Raw genomic sequence first — 17,821 nt, forward strand, 5'->3', positions numbered from 1 at the left:
GCTGCCGATGGTCGTGCGCGACGAGTCGCTGCCCGCCGAGGTCACGATCTATGAGGTCGGTCCGCGCGACGGACTGCAGAACGAGTCGTCGATCGTGCCGACCGAGGTCAAGCGCGAGTTCATCGAGCGTCTGGTCGCCGCCGGCCTCAAGACCGTCGAGGCGACGAGCTTCGTCCATCCCAGCTGGGTGCCGCAGCTGGCCGATGCCGAGGACCTCATCGCCCAGCTCGACCTCGCGGGATCCGTGCCGCTGCCCGTGCTGGTGCCCAACGAGCGCGGCCTCGACCGTGCCCTCGCCGCCGGTGTCAGCCACATCGCGATCTTCGCCAGCGCCACCGAGACGTTCGCCAACAAGAACCTCAACTCGACGCTCGACACCCAGCTCTCGATGTTCGAGCCCGTGGTCACGCGTGCTCGCGGCGCCGGCGTCGACGTTCGCGCGTACGTGTCGATGTGCTTCGGCGATCCGTGGGAGGGCGAGGTGCCGATCTCACAGGTCGTCGCGACCGGCAGGCGACTCCTCGACATGGGCGCGTCGCAGCTGTCGATCGGCGACACGATCGGAGTCGCCACGGCGGCTCACGTCGGCGCGCTGATCGACGCGTTCGGCGACGCGGGTGTCGGCGTCGACCGGCTCGCGATGCACTTCCACGACACCTACGGCCAGGCGCTCGCCAACGCGTTCGCGGCTCTGCGCCACGGCATCACGACGTTCGACGCTTCGGCGGGAGGACTCGGCGGCTGCCCGTACGCCGAGAGCGCCACCGGCAACCTCGCCACCGAGGACCTGGTGTGGATGCTGACGGGTCTCGGCATCGAGCACGGCGTCGACCTCAACGCGATGGTGGCGACCAGCGTGTGGATGGGCAAGCAGCTCGGCAAGGAGCCCGCCAGCGCTGTCGTCCGAGCCTTGGCCTAGGCCCCAACGGCTACGCCCCCTTCTGTTGGGTGGACCCCCATGACTTCGCGAGCCGTGCAGAGACGCGGGACGACAGCAGCTCGTACTGCGCGTCCAGCCGGGTCTTGCCCGTCGGGCGACGGACCTCCATGGCACCGACCACGATCTCGTGCTCGCCGAACTGCTCGAGGGTGATGTCGACCTGCTCGCCGTCGGGGAACCGGTTCCACCAGTGGAAGTCAATGGGCTCGCCGTCGACGAAGACCTCGCCGACCATCAGGCAGCCGCCGAAGTAGTCGTGCAGGACGACAGCCGTGGTCGCGCACTGCCCGCGGGCGGGGTTGTCGGGAGTCCAGTCGGCGACATCTTCCGGAGCGCAGGTGTCAGGGCCCCACGACTCACGCAGTGCGAGGATCACGGCTTCGAGCGTCATGAGGACGACGCTAGGTGTCACCACCGACAGCAGAGCAGGTCGTCCGCTGAGGACGGCCTCAGCGGCGTCGTTCCTTGAGCTCGTCGGCGGCGTAGGAGCCGATTTGCCAGGTCGCGTACGCATCGCTCGAACCACCGACGGCACCCCCCAGGAGTGGCACCCGGCGACCGATCAACGTCACGGCTCGGCGACCCGCCGTACGGGCGACGAGCTCGGTCGTCACCTCGCGCGACAGCGTGGTGTCGAGCTCGGGGTCGTGCACCGGAGAAGTGGCGAGTGCCATGGGAGACGATGGCAGCCTCTTGTGCCTGAGCAGCTCACGAACCGAGTCCTCACCCAGCATGCAGGCGAGGATCGCGTTGCGTACGCGCGGATCCTCCAGGTCGTAGCCACGGAGATGTGCGATGCCGGCGACCAGGTGGCACTGGACGAGCGTGACGCCGACGACGTTTGCGGGGATCGCGATCGCCATCGCCGCGAATCCGCCGAGATTGGTGACAAAGCCCTGCACGCCGGCGAGCCCGGAGTGGAGCCGGATGAGCCCGCGGATGGCGTACTCGACGTCACCGCCATGGTCGACCAGCTTGGTGTCGGCGCTCGCTGCCGCCGAGCGCAGCGGGCCGATGCCGTCGATCGCCTGGTCGAGCACCGTGCGCACATAGCCCGACGCCACCTGTGGGGCGAGCTTGCCAGCGGCGGTCGTGGCGATCTTGGTGCGGACTCCCATCTCGCAAGCATAGGAGGGACTCTGCAACTACGCTGACCGCATGAGCCGCCCGTTCTCCGAGCACGTGGGCGGCGAGGAGTGGCGTCGCGAGACCGAGGAGTGGATCGCTGAGCAGCTGAAGCGCGACGGCCGCTCGGTCACCGGCGAGATCACCCAGCCGCGCGTACGGCCGTGGTCGACGCAGCTCGTGGTGCCGACCGACGCCGGGACCCTGTGGTTCAAGGCCAACTGCCCGTCGATGGCGTTCGAGCCGCTGCTGCACGCTGAGCTGGCGCGGATCGTGCCGGACGCTGTCGACGCGCCGTACGCGTACGATGCCGGGCGCGGCTGGATCGTCACGGCCGACCGTGGCACCACGCTCGGCGACAGCCACGAGCCGACACCGGATGACTGGCGCGCACTGCTGGGCGAGGCGGCGCGGATGCAGCGCATCGTCGCAGAGCATCGCGACGAGCTGCTCTCGACCGGGTTGCCCGACTGCTCGCCGGTGACCGTGCCTGAGCGGTTCGACCGGATCGTCGAGACGTTCGAGGCCCTCCCGACGGAGCACCCGTCGTACGTCTCGCCCGACCTCGGCCGCGAGCTGCGCGACAAGCGCCCGGCGATCGTCGATGCGGCCGCGCTGCTGGCGGAGGGATCGCTCCCGGCGACGTGGCAGCACGGTGACCTGCACCCGTGGAACGTGTTCGCGCCCGAGGGGACCGGGCTGCGGATCTTCGACTTCGGCGACGGCCAGTGGTCACACGCGATCGAGGTGCTGAGCGTGCCGTACGGCTGGATAGAGGCGCGTACGCAGCTGTCGTGGAGCGAGGTCGTGGGTGCCTACGCCGACGAGTGGGGACTCGGCGAGGCCGACCTGGCCGACCAGTGGGACGCAGCAGCACTGACGCAACCCGTCAACCGGGCACTGACGTGGTGGGCGTGCCTCACGGATGCGACGGCCGCCGAGTGGAGCGAGTGGGGCGACGCTCCGCTGTATCACCTGAAGCGTGTCCTGGAGCCGTGAGTCCGCAGCCGTTGCCGCCGTCGCCGTGGCGCTTCGATCCGGATGCCTGGCCCGATGAGGACTGTGTGGCGCTGGGAGCCGACCTCGAGCCCGGCACGATCGTGGAGGCCTACCGCCACGGCGCGTTCCCGATGCCGCACGACGGTGAGCTGTTGTGGTGGTCGCCGACCCGGCGCGGCGTGTTGGTGCCGTCGGCGATCAAGGTCTCCCGGTCGCTACGCCGCTCCATGCGCCGGATGACCGTGACGGTCGACGAGTCGTTCGAGGACGTCATCGACGCGTGTGCCGACCCGGCACGGCCTGGGAGCTGGATCGACGGCCCGATCCGGGAGGCGTACGTCACCCTCCACCGCCTGGGATGGGCACACTCGATCGAGGCCCGCAACGATGCGGGCGAGCTGGTGGGCGGACTGTACGGGCTCAACATCGGCACCCTGTTTGCCGGGGAGTCGATGTTCCACCGCGCCACGGACGCCTCGAAGGTGGCCCTGGTGGCGCTGGCCGAGCTCGTCGGTGACGACGGGCTGATCGACGTGCAGTGGCGCACCGACCACCTGGGGACCCTCGGTGTCGTGGAGTGGCCGCGGGCGGACTACCTCGGTGCACTCCCCTTCCTTGTCGATCGGCCGACTCTGTCAGAATGGGCGTAGATAGCAGTCGCAACAATCGCAAAGGCCCACGGGGGGCCAAGGATCGCGTTGATGCGGGTTCATAGACTGGACGTCGCACACCACCATTCATGAGGAGCATTTGTGGCCATTTCCCGCAACGATCTCGTTGCTGCCCTTGCGTCGAAGGCAGGCACGAGCAAGACCGAAGCAGACGCCGTCCTTTCGGCATTCAGTGAGATCCTCGTCGAGGCCGTCTCAGGTGAGGGCGAGAAGGTCTCGATCCCGGGCATCCTGTCCGTCGAGCGGGTCGAGCGTGCCGCACGCGTCGGCCGCAACCCTTCGACCGGCGAGACGATCGACATCCCGGCAGGTCACGGCGTCAAGCTGAGCGTTGGCTCGCGCCTCAAGGCAGCGGCCAAGTAGCCACAGCCACAGCAGCGCCATCGGACAATGTCCGGTGGCGCTGTTTCATTCTCTGCGAGGATCCGGGCGTGCCTTCGTATTCCGACTCGGGTCACACGACCCCGCATCCCGACCGGCGGCGTTATCGTCGATCGATGGACAACTCCCCTACGCGCGGAGCGCGTGGGGAGACCCCTACCGGTCCACGTCCCCTCCTCTGCCGTGCCGGATCGGGCGCGGATGCCACGCGACCTGGTCGAACCGGAATTGGAAGGCGCGCCCAGCTGTGACCCCGTACCACCGCCTCGCGCGAGAGACACCGGAGTACGCGTGGTGGAAGCTTCCCGTCGCCGGCTTCCTCGCCGTCGTGGGCTACTTCTTCGTGTCCGGGGCACTGATCCTGGTCGCATTCCTGCTGATGTACGCGGTCGGGCTCGACGGCGCTGACCGCATCACTGAGTGGTTCGACGACGCAGGGTCGATCAACGTCGATCGCCCCGAATTCTTCGCCCTCGACATGCTCGGGCTGGCCGTGATGATCCCCGTCCTGCTGGTCGCCGTGCTCGTCACGGGTCCACGGCCCATCGGCTACCTCACCTCGGTGACGGGCCGGATGCGGTGGAGCTGGCTGGGTCACACCAGCGTCCTCGCGGTGATCGTGTTCGGTGGCGGCATCGGTGGGCTGGTCGCCCTCTCGTACTGGATCGACCCCGACTCGGTGCAGTCGCCGTCGCCATTCGACGGCAAGGTCCTGCTGATGCTCGTGCTCGTCCTGGCACTGACGCCGTTCCAGGCGGCCGCCGAGGAGTACGTGTTCCGCGGCTACCTCCTGCAGCTGGTCGGCTCGTGGACGCGTTTCGCCTGGATCCCGGTGGTGGTCTCGGTGCCGATCTTCGCGAGCGGCCACGAATACAACCTCTGGGGCCTGGTCGACGTCGGCCTGTTCGGCCTGATGGCGGCGTTCCTGGTGATCCGTACGGGCGGGCTCGAGGCCGGAATCGCGGCGCACGCGTTCAACAACATCGCGATCCTGGTGTTCGAGGCACTGGGCATGCTGAGCGACTCCTCCGGAGGAGGTCCGCTCGACCTCATCCCGACGGTCGTCATGAACGTGCTTTTCATCGCGCTGGTCGAGCGATCCGTACGGCGACGCGGCATCGTGCGGACCCGCCCGCCGATCCCGGCACCACCGCCTCCACCGATGTGGTTCCCGCCGGCACCGGTCAATGCACCGGTCTTCGCTCCCGCGTTCGCGCCGGCGTACCAACCACCACCGGAGTGGGTGCCGCCGCCCAACACGCCGCCCTACCCGGGCTACCTGCCACCGGGCTGGCGCCCGCCGCGCCACTAGCTGACGGTCGGGCGTCCGGCCGCTTCCCACATCTCCATGCCGCCGGCGAGGTTGACGACGTCGTGGCCCTGCGCATGCAGCCAGCTCGTGACCCGCGCCGATCGGCCGCCCATGTGGCAGACGACGATCGTGGGGGTCGCCGGGTCGAGCTCGCCGACCCGGTTCTGCAGCTGGCTCATCGGGATGTGCACCGCGCCGTCGATGTGCCCCGCGTCCCATTCGTGCTGTTCGCGCACATCCAGCACGACGAGATCGCCCGGAATCACGTCCGGGATGTCGTTGATGGTGGTCGTGGGGACACTCTCGGGGCTCATGTAATCCATGATGACCCACGCTCGGTGAGTGCGACAGAGAGGCCGGAATCGTGGGGCAAGTGGCGATTTGGGCCCTCGAATGGTTACTTTGGACTATATGCAGGTCAGTTCCCGGAGCCGCGTGTTCTGCGCAGCTCCGGATTTCTCGGGTAGGTGGTCGGTGTGAAGTCGCATGACATCGTTCGCCTCCCGTTCGAGCTGTCGACACCGAGCATCGCTCGTACGAAGCTCGCAGCGTTCCTGACCGTCCACCGTGCCTCGAGCGCCGTCATCGACGATGCGCTGATCGTGATCAGTGAGATGATCGCCAACGCCGTCAGTCACGGCATGCCCAAGCCCGATGGCACGATCGAGATCTCGTGGAGCATCAACGGCACGCTGCTCGAGCTCAGCGTCCACGACGGCGGTGTGAGCGAGCCGCTCAAGCCCGTCGACTTCGACGAGGACTCGCTGAGCGGACGCGGACTGTCGATCATCAACCGCGTCGCCGACCGCTGGTGGGTCGACATGTCACAGGGCACGCGGGTCAACGCCGAGCTCCTCATGAGCCAGCACTGATCTCTGGTCGGGCCACCCCCTAGACTCCCCCTTCGTGGGCAAGAAATCGCGCAACAGGAACAAGACCGTCAAGGAACGCATGCCGTTCGTCGCGCGCACGTTCGAGGGTCTTCCCGGTGAGGCTGACTGGATCGCCCTGCGCGAGTTCGTCCCGTCCGCCACGGCGTACGTGAAGCTCAAGACCGGCCAGACGATCCGGGTCTGCTCCTCGCTCCCGGGCTCGGGCGCCGGCATCGTTCGCCCCGATGGTGAGATCTGGGTCGGCCTCCAGGTGGCGCACAACTTCGGCGACATCAGCCGCGACCTCGCCCACGTCGTGGAGACGGGGCTCGAGACCGAGCCGGGTCGGCCCATCCCGCTGACCGATCCCGGAGTGGGAGCGCGCATGCAGGACCTGGTCGAACCCGCGAGCTCGTTCGACGTCGAGATGCACGAGGGTTTCGACTACTGGGTCGAAGGTGTCGACGAGCAGCCCGGCACCGCTGAGGCGCTGGCCGACGCCAACGAGACGATCGCGCCGACCGTACGGCTCAGCTCCGTCGACTCGGCCTACTGGACCGAGATGACCCCGCACCGCTACCTCCGCTGGGTCATGACGCATGACGAGCAGCAGCTCCTCAACGCCCTGGCCCGTCTGCGGGCTGCCGGGGCGGACACGCTCGGCGAGGGCACCAAGCTGATCGGCCATTTCCGGGCGCACGGCCTGCTCGTTCCGGTGTGGGAGTTCGAGGTCGACGCGGAGGCCCTGGAGAAGCCGACGGTCGAGTTCTCCCGGCGGCTGGATGACGCACTGGCAGATGACAGCCCGCTGACGTCCGAGCAGCGCTCGGCCCGAGGCGCCCTCACCAGCCGCCAGGTGACGATTCGCTGAGGCTGAGCGAGCCCTGCGAGCGAACGCCGAAGCGCGCCAAGGAGCGAAGCGAGTGTGAGCGTCCCGCGGCGAAGCCGCCGTACAGCGAGGCGTGGTGACGTGCGCTCCTCGGCCTCGATCCTCGGCCTCACGTTCGGCCGTGGGCGACCTCTCTGGCGAGCGGGTGTCACGTTCTGGAGGGCTGTGTCGTCTGAGGGGTGAGTGGTGCACAGGGCGCCACAGAACAGGAGCCACCCCATGCCTCGCATCAGTGCCGTCAGCCCCAAGGACGCAGGAGCGATCATCAAGATCGGCTACCGGATGGCTCGCAAGCAGGTCGGTGAGGTCCCGGAGCCGTTCGCGGTGATGGCGCACCATCCCAAGATCTTCGTCGCCTCCGCCCGCCACGAGCTGGCACTCCAGAAGGCCATGCAGGTCGTCCCCGAGTCGCTGGTCGAGCTCGCGGTCTATCGCACGGCGTGGACCGTCGGCTGCTCGTGGTGCGTCGACTTCGGCGCGATGCTGCAGCGGCTGAACGGCCTCGACGTCGACCGGCTCAAGGAGATTGCCGACTTCGAGACGTCCGACAAGTACACCGACGCCGAGCGCGAGGTCATCCGGTATGCCGACGCCATCACCTCGACCCCGATGGGCGTGACGGACGAGCAGGTCGCATCGCTGGTCGACACGTACGGCGAGAAGGGCGTGATCGAGCTGACGTACCAGATCTCGCACGAGAACCAGCGCGCCCGCTTCAACCACGCGCTCGACATCACCGACCAGGGCTTCGGCAGCGGTGACTCGTGCCGGGTGCCATGGATTGCTGAGGAAGCATCCAAGGTGACGTGAGGACCGAGCGAAGCGAGGCTAGGCGTCCGGGCGTGAGCCCGGCAGCGACGAAGTCGCTGGAGCGGGGAGCGGAGCGAGCCGTTCGCCCCAGGACGCGAGCCTGACGCCGGCGTGCTTCTCGGGATTGGCGATGTCGTACGACGCCCATACCTTGCCGTCCTTGACCGCGAACGCCGCGACTCGTGGGGGTGAGCTGAGCTTCTCGGTCTCGCCCTGCCAGCCGTGAGTGACGAAGCCGAGCTGACCGTTGACCAGGACGGGCTCCAGGCCCTCGAGGGCGTGGGGCCCGTAGCGGTTCATCAGGCCGATGTAGAAGCGCGCGAACTTCTCGGCACCGTGGATCACGTTGACCGCCGTGCTGGTCGTGCCGTTGGCGTCGCCCATCACCAGCGCGTCGGGGTGCAACGTCGCGATGATCGCGTCGAGGTCACCGGTGGCCATCGCCTCGACGAACCGGGTCACCGCGGCGATGTGCTCGTCGTCCGGTGTGGGTGGCGGTGGATCGGCGACCGCCTTGCGGGCCCGCGACGCGAGCTGGCGGGCGTATGCGGGTTCGACGTCGAGGGCCTCGGCGATCTCGTCGAACGGCACACCGAAGGCGTCGTGCAGGACGAATGCCACCCGTTGCGCCGGCGGCAGCACGTCGAGCACGACGAGGGCGGCGAACCGGGCATCCTCACCGCGCACGACCTCAGCCAGCGGATCTGACGCGTCGAGCGAGGTGACGACGGGCTCGGGCAGCCACTGGCCGACGTACGTCTCGCGTCGCTTGGCGGCCGAGCCGAGGCGATCGAGGCACAACCGGCTCACCACCGTGGTGAGCCAGGCCTCCAGGTTGGCGATCGCCTCGCCGCTGGTTGAGCTCGTCGAAATCCGCTCGAGCCGGAGCCACGCATCTTGCACGGCATCCTCGGCGTCGACGACGCTGCCGGTCAGCCGGTAGGCGACGCTGAGCAACCGGGGACGTTCAGACTCGAAGGCCTCGAGAGTCGCGGTCTGCACGTTCTCAGTCTCGGTCGATGGGGCACGACATGCAACGAGGTCCGCCACGGCCCGAGCCGAGCTCGGATCCGCTGATGGCGATGACCTCGACACCGTGCTCCTCGAGCCGGGCATTGGTCTGCTCGTTGCGCTCGTAGGCGACCGCGAGCCGCGGACCGATCGCGAGCGTGTTGTTGCCGTCGTCCCACTGCTCGCGTTCGGCGGTGACCGGGTCGAGGCCGGTGTCGATCTGGTGCAGCTTGTCGATGCCCATGGCCGTGGCCGCGGCGTCGAAGAACGACTCCTCGGGAGCGACGACCAGCTCGTCGCCGCTGAGGGTGACGGCATGGGCGCGCAGGTCGTCGGCCATGGTCGGGTAGATCACCACGGTGTCGACGTCGACCATCGTCACGATGGTGTCGAGGTGCATCGTGGCGCGTTCCTGGGCGATCGGGACGGCGAGGACGATCGAGGCCAGCCCCGCCTTCAACGCCTCGCGAGCGAAGCGCTCGAAGCCGGCGGGAGTCGTACGTTCGCCGACGCCGACCGCGAGGACGCCCGGTGCGAGCAGCAGCACGTCTCCACCCTCCAGGTGCTCCAGGTGCGCACCGTGGGCACGCGGGGTGCCGGCGAAGCGCGGGTGATGCTCGTAGATCAGGCCGGTCAGCTGTGTCTCGCGTGCGCGGGCCGGCATCGCGAGGCTGGTGATCGCCACGCGTCCCGGCAGCCACACCGACGAGTCGCGGGTGAAGAGCAGGTTGGGCAGCGGGTCGATCAGGAAGCTCTCGGGTGGCAGCAACGTGGTCACGATGCTGCGAAAGCTCGTGACCTCGTCATTGCGGAGCCCAGCAGTGAGCGTGAGCGCGAGCTCGGCCGGCGACTGGTCGGTCATCACGCGGGCGATGTGGTCGCGGAGTCCGTCGCCGAGGCGCAGGCTGGCGGTGGTCGACTCGATGATCGCGGCGCGTACGTCGGCGTCGACGAGCGACTCGGTGAGGAGATCCATCAGGTAGAGGACCTCGACGTCGTGGTCGCGCAGGGCCTGGGCGAACGCGTCGTGCTCGTCCTGCGCGCGGCCGACCCAGGGCACGCCGTCGAACAGCAGCGAGTCGTTGTTGCGCGGGGTCAGGCGGGCGAGCTCGGGGCCGGGACGGTGCAGCATGACCGTCCGCAGTCGCCCGACTTCGCTGTCCGCACCCAACGCCATCCCCACACCCTAGCCATCACGTTCAGTGCGAGGTGGTGCGTTGGTCATCGATCGGCAACTTCCCCGCCGTACGCTTGACGGGTGGACTGGAACGACTATGACGCGGCCCTGTTCGACCTCGACGGCGTGATCACGCCCACCGCCGAGGTGCACATGCGCGCCTGGGCGCAGATGTTCAGTGAGTTCCTCACCAGCCGGGGCATCACCGAGCCGTACGTCGACCTCGACTACTTCGAGTACGTCGACGGCAAGCCGCGCTACGACGGCGTGCGGAGCTTCCTGGCGTCGCGCGGGATCGAGCTGCCGGAGGGCAAGCCCTCCGACGCGCCGACCGAGGAGACCGTCGCAGGTCTCGGCAACCGAAAGAACGCGGTGTTCTCGCAGATCCTCGAGACCGACGGCGTGCAGCCCTACCCGGGCTCGGTCAAGCTCGTCAACCTGCTGATCGACAGGGGCATCAAGCTGGCGATCGTGTCGAGCTCGCGCAACGCGCCCGCGGTGCTCAGGGCGGCCGGGATGATCGACCTCTTCCCCGTGATCGTCGACGGGAGCGTCGTCTCCGAGCACCACCTGGCGGGCAAGCCCGCGCCCGACACGTTCCTCGACGCAGCGCGCCAGCTCGACATACCCAAGGAGCGGGCTGTCGTGCTCGAGGACGCGCTCTCGGGTGTCGCTGCCGGCCGAGCCGGCCGCTTCGGCCTGGTGGTCGGCGTCAACCGCGGCGTGGGTGCCGACAAGCTGCTCGCCAACGGCGCCGATCTCGTCGTCGACGACCTGGAGGAGCTCGCATGAGCGAGACCGACGAGCTCATCGACGACGCCGGCCCGTCACACCGGGCGCCGACCCAGGACGAGTTCATGGACCGGGCGCGGTTCCCCGCCGACGAATGGCGCCTGGTCGAGAAGCACATCAACCCCGCCGACCTGGGCACCACCGAGACGCTGTTCTCGGTCGGCAACGGCTACCTCGGCATGCGCGGCAACGTCGACGAGGGCCGCGACTCGTTCTCGCACGGCACATTCATCAACGGCTTCCACGAGACCTGGCAGATCCACCACGCCGAGGAGGCGTTCGGCTTTGCCAAGGTCGGCCAGACGATCGTCAACGCGCCGGACGCCAAGGTCATCCGCCTGTACGTCGACGACGAGCCGTTGTTGCTGCCGATCGCTGACCTGATCGAGTACGAGCGCGACCTCGACTTCCGCTCCGGTGTCATGTCCCGGTCGATCCTGTGGCGCACACCCGGCGGCAAGCGGGTGCAGATCACGTCGCGCCGCATGGTGTCGTTCACGCAGCGCCACCTCGCGGTGCTGACGTTCGAGGTCACGATGCTCGACGACCACGCGCCGGTCGCGATCTCGTCGCAGATCCTCAACCGCCAGGACGGCGAGGACGAATACCACGTCCGGTCGATGTCGATGGGCGAAGGCGTCGACCCACGCAAGGCCGGCGAGATGCGCCACCGGGTGCTGCTGCCGGAGAGCAACTCCGGCAACCTCGCCGACGGTCGCGTGACCCTGGGCTACAAGTGCGCCGAGAGCGGCATGACGCTCGCGGTCGCCGCAGACCACCGGCTCGAGACCGCCAACAACTACAGCAAGCGCATCCAGACCGACGACGACCTCGCCAAGCTGATCTACCGCATCGACGCCGAGCCGGGCCAGCCGATCACGCTGACCAAGCTCGTCAGCTATCACACCTCGCGGGGCGTGCCGTCGCGCGAGCTGCTCGACCGCTGCCGCCGTACGCTCGACCGTGCCCAGGAGGAAGGGCTCGAGAAGCAGTTCGCCGACCAGCGCGCCTACCTCGACGAGTTCTGGGCCCGCAGCGACATCGAGGTACCGGGGCAACCCGACGTACAACAGGCACTGCGCTGGAACCTCTTCCAGATCGCCCAGGCGTCGGCGCGTGCCGAGGGCACCGGCATCGCCGCCAAGGGCGTCACCGGGTCGGGCTACGGCGGCCACTACTTCTGGGACACCGAGGTCTACGTCCTGCCGTTCCTCACCTATACGACGCCGCGGGCAGCCCGCAACGCGCTTCGCTTCCGCTACACGCTGCTCGACGCCGCGCGCAAGCGCGCGAGGGAGCTGGCTCAGAAGGGTGCGTTGTTCCCGTGGCGCACGATCAACGGCGAGGAGGCCTCGGCCTACTACGCCGCCGGCACCGCGCAGTATCACATCGACGCCGACATCTCCTATGCGTTGAGCCAGTACCTCGCGGCCACCGGCGACATCGACTTCCTCACCCGTGAGGGCATCGACATGCTCGTCGAGACCGCCCGGATGTGGGTCGACCTCGGCTTCTGGCGCAACGAGGAGGACGGCACGTTCCACATCCACGGCGTGACCGGCCCGGATGAGTACACGACGGTCGTCAACGACAACCTCTTCACCAACGTCATGGCACGGTTCAACCTCCGCCGAGCCGCCGAGGCCGTACGGGAGCTCGCGATCCGTGACGGGCTCGAGTACGACCAGGTCGTCGCGCGTCTGGAGCTCGAGGAGACCGAGATCGTCGACTGGGAGCGCGCCGCCGACGACATGGCGATCCCGTTCGACGAGCACCTCGGCGTACACCCGCAGGACGAGCACTTCCTCGAGCGTGAGGTGTGGGACCTCGAGAACACGCCGCTTTCGATGCGGCCCCTGCTCCTGCACTACCACCCGCTGGTGATCTATCGGTTCCAGGTGCTGAAGCAGGCCGACGTCGTGCTGGCGCTCTATCTGCAAGGTGAGCAGTTCACGCCGGAGGAGAAGCGGGCCGACTTCGAGTACTACGACCCGATCACGACGGGCGACTCGACACTGTCGGCGGTCGTGCAGTCGATCATCGCGGCCGAGGTCGGCTATCACGACCTCGCGCTGCGCTACTTCAAGTCAGCCTTGTTCGTCGACCTCGCCGATCGTCACCACAACACCTCCGACGGCGTGCACGTCGCGTCCACGGGCGGTGTGTGGAGCGCTCTGGTCGCCGGCTTCGGCGGGTTCCGTGACCACGGTGGCGTGTTCAGCATCGACCCGCGACTGCCCGAGACGTGGGACTCGCTGGTCTACCGGGTGACGCTGCTCGGCACGCGGGTGAAGGTGACCGTACGCGCCGACGAGCTGGAGCTCGAGGTTGAGGACGGTCAGTCGGCGACGCTGCGCGTACGAGGTGAGGACGTCACCGTTTCATCGGGCGAGCCCGTGACCGTCACGCTCAAGGGTCAGGGCCCTCGACTCAGTGGTGAGCCGCCGCCGGTCCCCGGTCGCCGCCGCTCCGACGGCACCGTGATCGCCGCCATCGTCCCCGGCACCTGAGGATCCGTGACCCCATCGGCTGCGAGCATGGGCCGATGAGGTCACGCGGCGCATTGTCCTGGTGCGCTCTGGCGGTTGCCGCCCTGCTGGTGATCCGACTGATCGCGCGTGCGGCGGACGCGCCGATGGCGTTGCGGCTGTCGCTGGGCATTGCGCTGGTGCTGATGCTGGTGACGCTCTCGGGCCTGCTCGTGTCGGGCCGTGTCCGCGGTGACCTGAGCGGGCCACGGGCCCTCGGTGGTCTCGGCTTCGTGGCTCTCTTCCTCGTGCCGTTCGCGCTCGTGATGCACGGCCGGGACGTGACCTGGCTCGGAGCGCTCCTGGGCCTCGTCGGCGCCGCGGGCGCGGTGGTCGTCGGCTGGGCCTCGTCGGCTGCGAGCAAGTAGCCCTCTTGGGCGATTTTCCGTCGTTTTCAGGCGGATGCACCCAGAAGGTGTAAACATCGAAGTGTGTTCACCGTGACCTGGAAGACCGCCACCGGCGAGAGCGGGGAGGTTGTGCTTGTCGATGACGACAAGTGGACGTTCGGGCGGTCCGGAGGTGCCGAGGAAAACACGGTGTCGACCGACGATCCGGCGGTCAGCCGTACGGCCCTGGTGATCCGTGACAGCGGACCGGGTCCCGTGGTGTTCCGCGGCCAGATCGACAACGGCGCGAAGGTTGCGCTGATCAGCGTGATCGGCTCGACGACCTGGCTCGACGAGGGCACCGCCGGCAACCTGAGCGCCGAGGAGAACCGCGTCGAGTTCTCGATGGGCGACGAGGTGCTGATCACGGTCGACGTCACGTTCGACAACCGCGGCACCGTCATCGAGCGCCAGCAAGCCGCCGAGTAGGCCTCGTCGCTGCAGTCGATACTGTGGCGAACGTGACTTTCATCGAAGGGCTCCCGAAGGCGGAGCTGCACGTCCACCACGTCGGATCCGCATCGCCCCGCACGGTCGCCGAGCTCGCCGCGCGCCATGAGGGCACGACGATGGTGCCGGCCGATCCGGCCCTGTTGGCCGACTACTTCACGTTCACCGACTTCGGCCACTTCATCGAGGTCTACCTCTCGGTCGTCGACCTGCTGCGCACCCCCGAGGACCTCTGGACCCTGACGCACGACGTCGCGCGTGACCTGGCGGCGCAGAACGTACGCTACGTCGAGCTGACCTGCACGCCCTTCACGTCGATCGCGGTCGGCATCAGCGCCGAGGCCTACTGCGAGGCGCTCGAGGATGCCCGGCGCAGGGCCGAGGCCGACTTCGGCATCACGATGCGGTGGATCTTCGACATCCCCGGCGAGTCCGGTGTGCCGGCCGCCGACGTCACCCTCGACACCGCACTGCGCCTGCGCCCGGACGGCCTCGTCGGTTTCGGTCTCGGCGGGCCCGAGGTCGGTGTGCCGCGCCCGCAGTTCGCCCCGCACTTCGAGCAGGCGATCGCGGCGGGCCTGCGCAGCGTCCCGCACGCGGGCGAGTCGACCGGGCCCGAGACGATCTGGGACTCGATCAACTTCCTGCACGCCGAGCGCATCGGCCACGGCATCGCCGCAGCACACGATCCGGAGCTGATGGCCTACCTGGCCGAGCACCAGATCACCCTCGAGGTGTCGCCGACCTCGAACGTGTGCACCCGTTCCGTACCGTCCCTTGCCGAGCACCCGCTGCCGACCCTGGTCGCCGCCGGCGTGCCGGTCACGATCAACTCCGACGACCCGCCGATGTTCGGCACGACGCTCAACGCGGAGTACAAGATCGCCGCCGAGCTGCTCGGGCTCGACCATGACGGCCTTGCCGAGCTGGCCCGGGTCGCCGTGCGCGCGTCGTTCGCGGACGACGCGGTGAAGCGCGATCTCCTCGCCGAGATCGACGCCTACGTGGCTACTTGACGTACTTGACCCAGGTCACGATCGTGCCGCTCGGCGAGTAGCCCGTGACCCGTACGCTGCGGACGCCGACCTTGGTGTCGGACGTGAACGTGACCCAGCGGTTGACCATGCCCCATGCATCTGCGCGCCCGGTGTAGCGGGTCACGCCGTTGAGGATGACCTTGACCTTCTGTCCCGGCTTGAAGCCTGTCGCGGTCACCGCGAACCCGGTGCCCTTCGTGACGGTCGACTTCGACACGACAAGGTGCCTGATCGACGAGATGATCAGCCGGGTCGTCCCCGAGGTCCTGACCAGTGAGTCAGCGCCCGGGTAGCTCGCCGTCACGGTCACCGACACGCGCCGTCCGGCCTGCGGGCCGCGCAGCTTGTAGGTGGAGCTCGTCGCTCCGGCGATCGGCACGCCGTCGGCCCTCCACTGGTACGCGAGCGTGGCTTCAGGGTCGATCGGTCCGGGGAGGGCGGTCAGCGTGTAGCCCTCACGCGGGTTGCCGCCGATTCCCGGTGCAAGGCCCGAGAGCAAGGGCTTGCTCACGTATCCATGCCATGGCGAGGGTGCGTACCCGGCGGCGAACGCGGGCGAGTAGCGCACGACGAGCGACCCGCTGGCGGTGTCGAGTGACTCGCTGCCACCGGCGTCTGTGATGGTGGCTGGCGCTGCGCCGAGGAAGGTCACGGACGACAGGTTGGGGTTGTCGTTGAACGTGTGGCTCTCGAGGGTCGTCATCGCTGCGGGGATGGTGACCGACGTCAGATTGTTCTTGGAGAATGCCCCCGCCCTGATGACCGTGAGGGTTCCCGGGAGGCTGACACTGGCGATGTTGTTGTTGTAGAACGCGTCGGCTTGCACCTCGACGACGCCGTTCGGGAGGGTCGCGCTGGCGAGGTCGTTGCCGGCGAACACATTCGACTCGATGAGGTGGAGCGAGTTCGGGAGGGTCACGCTCACCAGATCGTTGTTGCCGAATGCGCCATACATGACACTGGTGACGCCCTCGGGGATGACGACGCTCGTGAGCTCGTTGCCGTAGAAGGCCAGATCGCCGATCTGGTTCACGCCGGTGGGGATGACCAGGCTGGTCAGGTCATTGTCGTTGAATGCGTTGGGGCCGATGGTCTCGATCTCGGATCCCAGCGTGAGGCTGGTGAGCCCGGCACCATTGAATGCGCTCTCGCTGATGTGCTTGACGCCATAGGGCGTGCCGCCGATCGTGACAGTCGCCGGGAGGGCAACGCTCAGCCCTGACGCAGTGTCATACCCGACAGCCGTGGCACCGTCGGAGACGTTGGCGGTGTCAACGCGGTAGTTCACGCCGTTGAACGCCTCGAACACGATGGCGGCCTGCGCCGGCGCGGCCCAGAGGATCATTCCGGCGATGGCGGTGGTGAGTGCGATGGTCGCAGCGACAGCGCGCGACATTGAAGAGCGGTTGTGCCCGAGCATGTGATCTCCCTGGTTGGGCGGCGTCAACCGCTCCATGAGTGTCGCAGGTCTGCCACTGCAACATCAGAGCTTTTTGAGATGTAGTTGTTGTACTTGACGTGCGGCGGCGAGGCACCGCTCGGACGGGGTTGACGGCTTCATAACCTTGTGGTTATCTATAACCAAGTAGTTATGGAGATGACGATGAACGACGACCAGCTCGACCTCGTGTTCGGCGCATTGGCCGACCGCACGCGCCGCGCCATCCTGGCTCGGCTCGCCGAGACCGACACCAACGTCGGAGACCTCACGGCGCTGTTCACGATGTCCCAGCCGGCGATCTCCAAGCACCTCAAGGTGCTCGAGCAGGCCGGCCTCGTCTCCCGCAACCGTCAGGGCACGATGCGGCTCAGCCACCTGGAGGCCGAGCCGCTCAAGGACGCGACCGGATGGCTGGCGGACTACCGGACGTACTGGAGTGAGAGCTATGACCGGCTCGACGAACTCTTCGCATCGATCAACAACACCGACAAGGAGTAGGACATGAACACGACAGACACCCTCACGATCACGGCACCCGAAGGCACCCAGAACATCGAGATGACTCGTGAGTTCCAGGCCACCCGCGAGCAGCTGTTGGCCGCGCACACCGATCCCGAGCTGTTCGCGAAGTGGGTCGGCCCCAAGGGCTATGACATGACGATCACCCAGTTCGAGGCGCACCACGGAGGTGCCTATGCCTTCGAGCACCGCAACCCCGAGGGCAACGACTTCGCCTTCCGGGGGGTATTCCACGGTGAGCCGACGGTTGAAGGCTTCAGCCAGACGTTCGAGTTCATGGGTGCACCCGGGGAGGTGTTCTTCGAGACGTTCACCTTCGAGGACCTCGGTGAGGGTCGCTCGTTGCTGCGAGCAGTCTCGGTCGCACCGAGCGTCGAAGTACGTGACGCCATGGTCGTCGACATGGAGAGCGGCGTACGGGACGGGTACGCCAAGCTCGACGACCTCCTGGCATCACTCTGAGCAATTGTCGACATAT

General features: G+C 67.8%; 21 protein-coding genes. 15 read left to right on the top strand and 6 right to left on the bottom strand.

Features of this window, described 5'->3' with window-relative positions; all coding sequences use genetic code 11:
- The first annotated feature begins 1 nt into the window (after position 1).
- Positions 2–919, top strand: coding sequence for a hydroxymethylglutaryl-CoA lyase (locus ABD683_RS07830; RefSeq protein WP_425548490.1), 918 nt, complete (start codon positions 2–4; stop codon positions 917–919).
- A 10-nt stretch (positions 920–929) separates the two neighbouring features.
- Here the strand turns inward: ABD683_RS07830 and ABD683_RS07835 are convergent, their stop codons facing one another.
- Positions 930–1,331: a YunG family protein gene (locus ABD683_RS07835; RefSeq protein WP_344768822.1), complete on the bottom strand. Its 402-nt coding sequence runs from the start codon at positions 1,329–1,331 to the stop codon at positions 930–932.
- Between the two features lie 58 nt (positions 1,332–1,389).
- Positions 1,390–2,058 carry an EcsC family protein gene (locus ABD683_RS07840; RefSeq protein ID WP_344768824.1) on the bottom strand — a complete coding sequence of 223 codons (669 nt, stop codon included), beginning with the start codon at positions 2,056–2,058 and terminating at the stop codon, positions 1,390–1,392.
- A gap of 40 nt (positions 2,059–2,098) precedes the next feature.
- Here ABD683_RS07840 and ABD683_RS07845 point away from each other — a divergent pair, with 40 nt between their 5' ends.
- The 4 genes from ABD683_RS07845 (at position 2,099) to ABD683_RS07860 (ending at position 5,428) form a co-directional block, all read left to right on the top strand.
- Positions 2,099–3,064 (top strand): phosphotransferase, encoded by a 966-nt coding sequence (locus ABD683_RS07845; RefSeq protein ID WP_344768826.1) that lies wholly within the window; start codon positions 2,099–2,101, stop codon positions 3,062–3,064.
- Entirely contained in the window at positions 3,061–3,714 is a 654-nt protein-coding gene (aat, locus tag ABD683_RS07850; protein ID WP_344768828.1) for a leucyl/phenylalanyl-tRNA--protein transferase, read from the top strand. Before ABD683_RS07845 ends, aat begins: the two co-directional genes overlap by 4 nt.
- A gap of 102 nt (positions 3,715–3,816) precedes the next feature.
- Complete coding sequence (locus ABD683_RS07855; RefSeq protein ID WP_425548491.1) at positions 3,817–4,098, top strand: HU family DNA-binding protein; 282 nt, start codon at positions 3,817–3,819, stop codon at positions 4,096–4,098.
- 265 nt (positions 4,099–4,363) lie between these two features.
- Positions 4,364–5,428, top strand: coding sequence for a CPBP family intramembrane glutamic endopeptidase (locus ABD683_RS07860; RefSeq protein WP_344768829.1), 1,065 nt, complete (start codon positions 4,364–4,366; stop codon positions 5,426–5,428).
- Here the strand turns inward: ABD683_RS07860 and ABD683_RS07865 are convergent.
- The gene (locus ABD683_RS07865) at positions 5,425–5,742 is read right to left on the bottom strand and encodes a rhodanese-like domain-containing protein (protein WP_344768831.1); all 318 of its coding nucleotides are present in this window, start codon (positions 5,740–5,742) and stop codon (positions 5,425–5,427) included. The two genes, ABD683_RS07860 and ABD683_RS07865, sit on opposite strands and share 4 nt — an antisense overlap.
- Before the next feature lie 162 nt (positions 5,743–5,904).
- Between ABD683_RS07865 and ABD683_RS07870 the strand changes: the two genes are divergently transcribed.
- From ABD683_RS07870 to ABD683_RS07880, 3 genes are all read left to right on the top strand, one after another.
- Positions 5,905–6,300, top strand: coding sequence for an ATP-binding protein (locus ABD683_RS07870; RefSeq protein ID WP_344768832.1), 396 nt, complete (start codon positions 5,905–5,907; stop codon positions 6,298–6,300).
- Between the two features lie 34 nt (positions 6,301–6,334).
- Complete coding sequence (locus tag ABD683_RS07875) at positions 6,335–7,171, top strand: DUF5926 family protein (RefSeq protein WP_344768834.1); 837 nt, start codon at positions 6,335–6,337, stop codon at positions 7,169–7,171.
- Positions 7,172–7,408: 237 nt separating this feature from the next.
- Positions 7,409–7,999 (top strand): carboxymuconolactone decarboxylase family protein, encoded by a 591-nt coding sequence (locus ABD683_RS07880; protein ID WP_344768836.1) that lies wholly within the window; start codon positions 7,409–7,411, stop codon positions 7,997–7,999.
- 18 nt (positions 8,000–8,017) lie between these two features.
- Here the strand turns inward: ABD683_RS07880 and ABD683_RS07885 are convergent, their stop codons facing one another.
- Together ABD683_RS07885 and ABD683_RS07890 are read right to left on the bottom strand one after the other, a co-directional pair.
- Positions 8,018–9,001: a sigma-70 family RNA polymerase sigma factor gene (locus ABD683_RS07885; RefSeq protein WP_344768837.1), complete on the bottom strand. Its 984-nt coding sequence runs from the start codon at positions 8,999–9,001 to the stop codon at positions 8,018–8,020.
- Positions 9,002–9,005: 4 nt separating this feature from the next.
- Complete coding sequence (locus ABD683_RS07890) at positions 9,006–10,187, bottom strand: arginine deiminase (protein WP_344768838.1); 1,182 nt, start codon at positions 10,185–10,187, stop codon at positions 9,006–9,008.
- Positions 10,188–10,268: 81 nt separating this feature from the next.
- Between ABD683_RS07890 and ABD683_RS07895 the strand changes: the two genes are divergently transcribed.
- The 5 genes from ABD683_RS07895 to ABD683_RS07915 all read left to right on the top strand — a co-directional run bounded on the left by ABD683_RS07895 (position 10,269) and on the right by ABD683_RS07915 (position 15,362).
- The gene (locus ABD683_RS07895; protein WP_344768839.1) at positions 10,269–10,979 is read left to right on the top strand and encodes an HAD family hydrolase; all 711 of its coding nucleotides are present in this window, start codon (positions 10,269–10,271) and stop codon (positions 10,977–10,979) included.
- Positions 10,980–11,044: 65 nt separating this feature from the next.
- Positions 11,045–13,489, top strand: coding sequence for a glycoside hydrolase family 65 protein (locus tag ABD683_RS07900; protein WP_344771581.1), 2,445 nt, complete (start codon positions 11,045–11,047; stop codon positions 13,487–13,489).
- A 35-nt stretch (positions 13,490–13,524) separates the two neighbouring features.
- Positions 13,525–13,875 carry a hypothetical protein gene (locus tag ABD683_RS07905; protein ID WP_344768840.1) on the top strand — a complete coding sequence of 117 codons (351 nt, stop codon included), beginning with the start codon at positions 13,525–13,527 and terminating at the stop codon, positions 13,873–13,875.
- A gap of 72 nt (positions 13,876–13,947) precedes the next feature.
- The gene (locus tag ABD683_RS07910) at positions 13,948–14,325 is read left to right on the top strand and encodes an FHA domain-containing protein (RefSeq protein WP_344768841.1); all 378 of its coding nucleotides are present in this window, start codon (positions 13,948–13,950) and stop codon (positions 14,323–14,325) included.
- A gap of 32 nt (positions 14,326–14,357) precedes the next feature.
- Entirely contained in the window at positions 14,358–15,362 is a 1,005-nt protein-coding gene (locus ABD683_RS07915) for an adenosine deaminase (protein WP_344768843.1), read from the top strand.
- On the opposite strand, the gene ABD683_RS07920 is transcribed toward ABD683_RS07915, so the two are convergent.
- A complete protein-coding gene (locus ABD683_RS07920; protein WP_344768844.1) occupies positions 15,355–16,779 on the bottom strand; it encodes a leucine-rich repeat domain-containing protein in 1,425 nt (474 codons plus the stop codon). The genes ABD683_RS07915 and ABD683_RS07920 overlap by 8 nt on opposite strands.
- Positions 16,780–16,986: 207 nt before the next feature.
- On the opposite strand from ABD683_RS07920, the gene ABD683_RS07925 reads away from it, so the two are divergent.
- Together ABD683_RS07925 and ABD683_RS07930 are read left to right on the top strand one after the other, a co-directional pair.
- A complete protein-coding gene (locus ABD683_RS07925) occupies positions 16,987–17,322 on the top strand; it encodes an ArsR/SmtB family transcription factor (RefSeq protein WP_344768846.1) in 336 nt (111 codons plus the stop codon).
- Between the two features lie 3 nt (positions 17,323–17,325).
- Entirely contained in the window at positions 17,326–17,805 is a 480-nt protein-coding gene (locus ABD683_RS07930) for an SRPBCC domain-containing protein (protein WP_344768848.1), read from the top strand.
- Positions 17,806–17,821: the final 16 nt, after the last annotated feature.

Origin of the sequence: Aeromicrobium panaciterrae (genome assembly GCF_039537165.1) — a bacterium.
Lineage (GTDB): Bacteria > Actinomycetota > Actinomycetes > Propionibacteriales > Nocardioidaceae > Aeromicrobium > Aeromicrobium panaciterrae.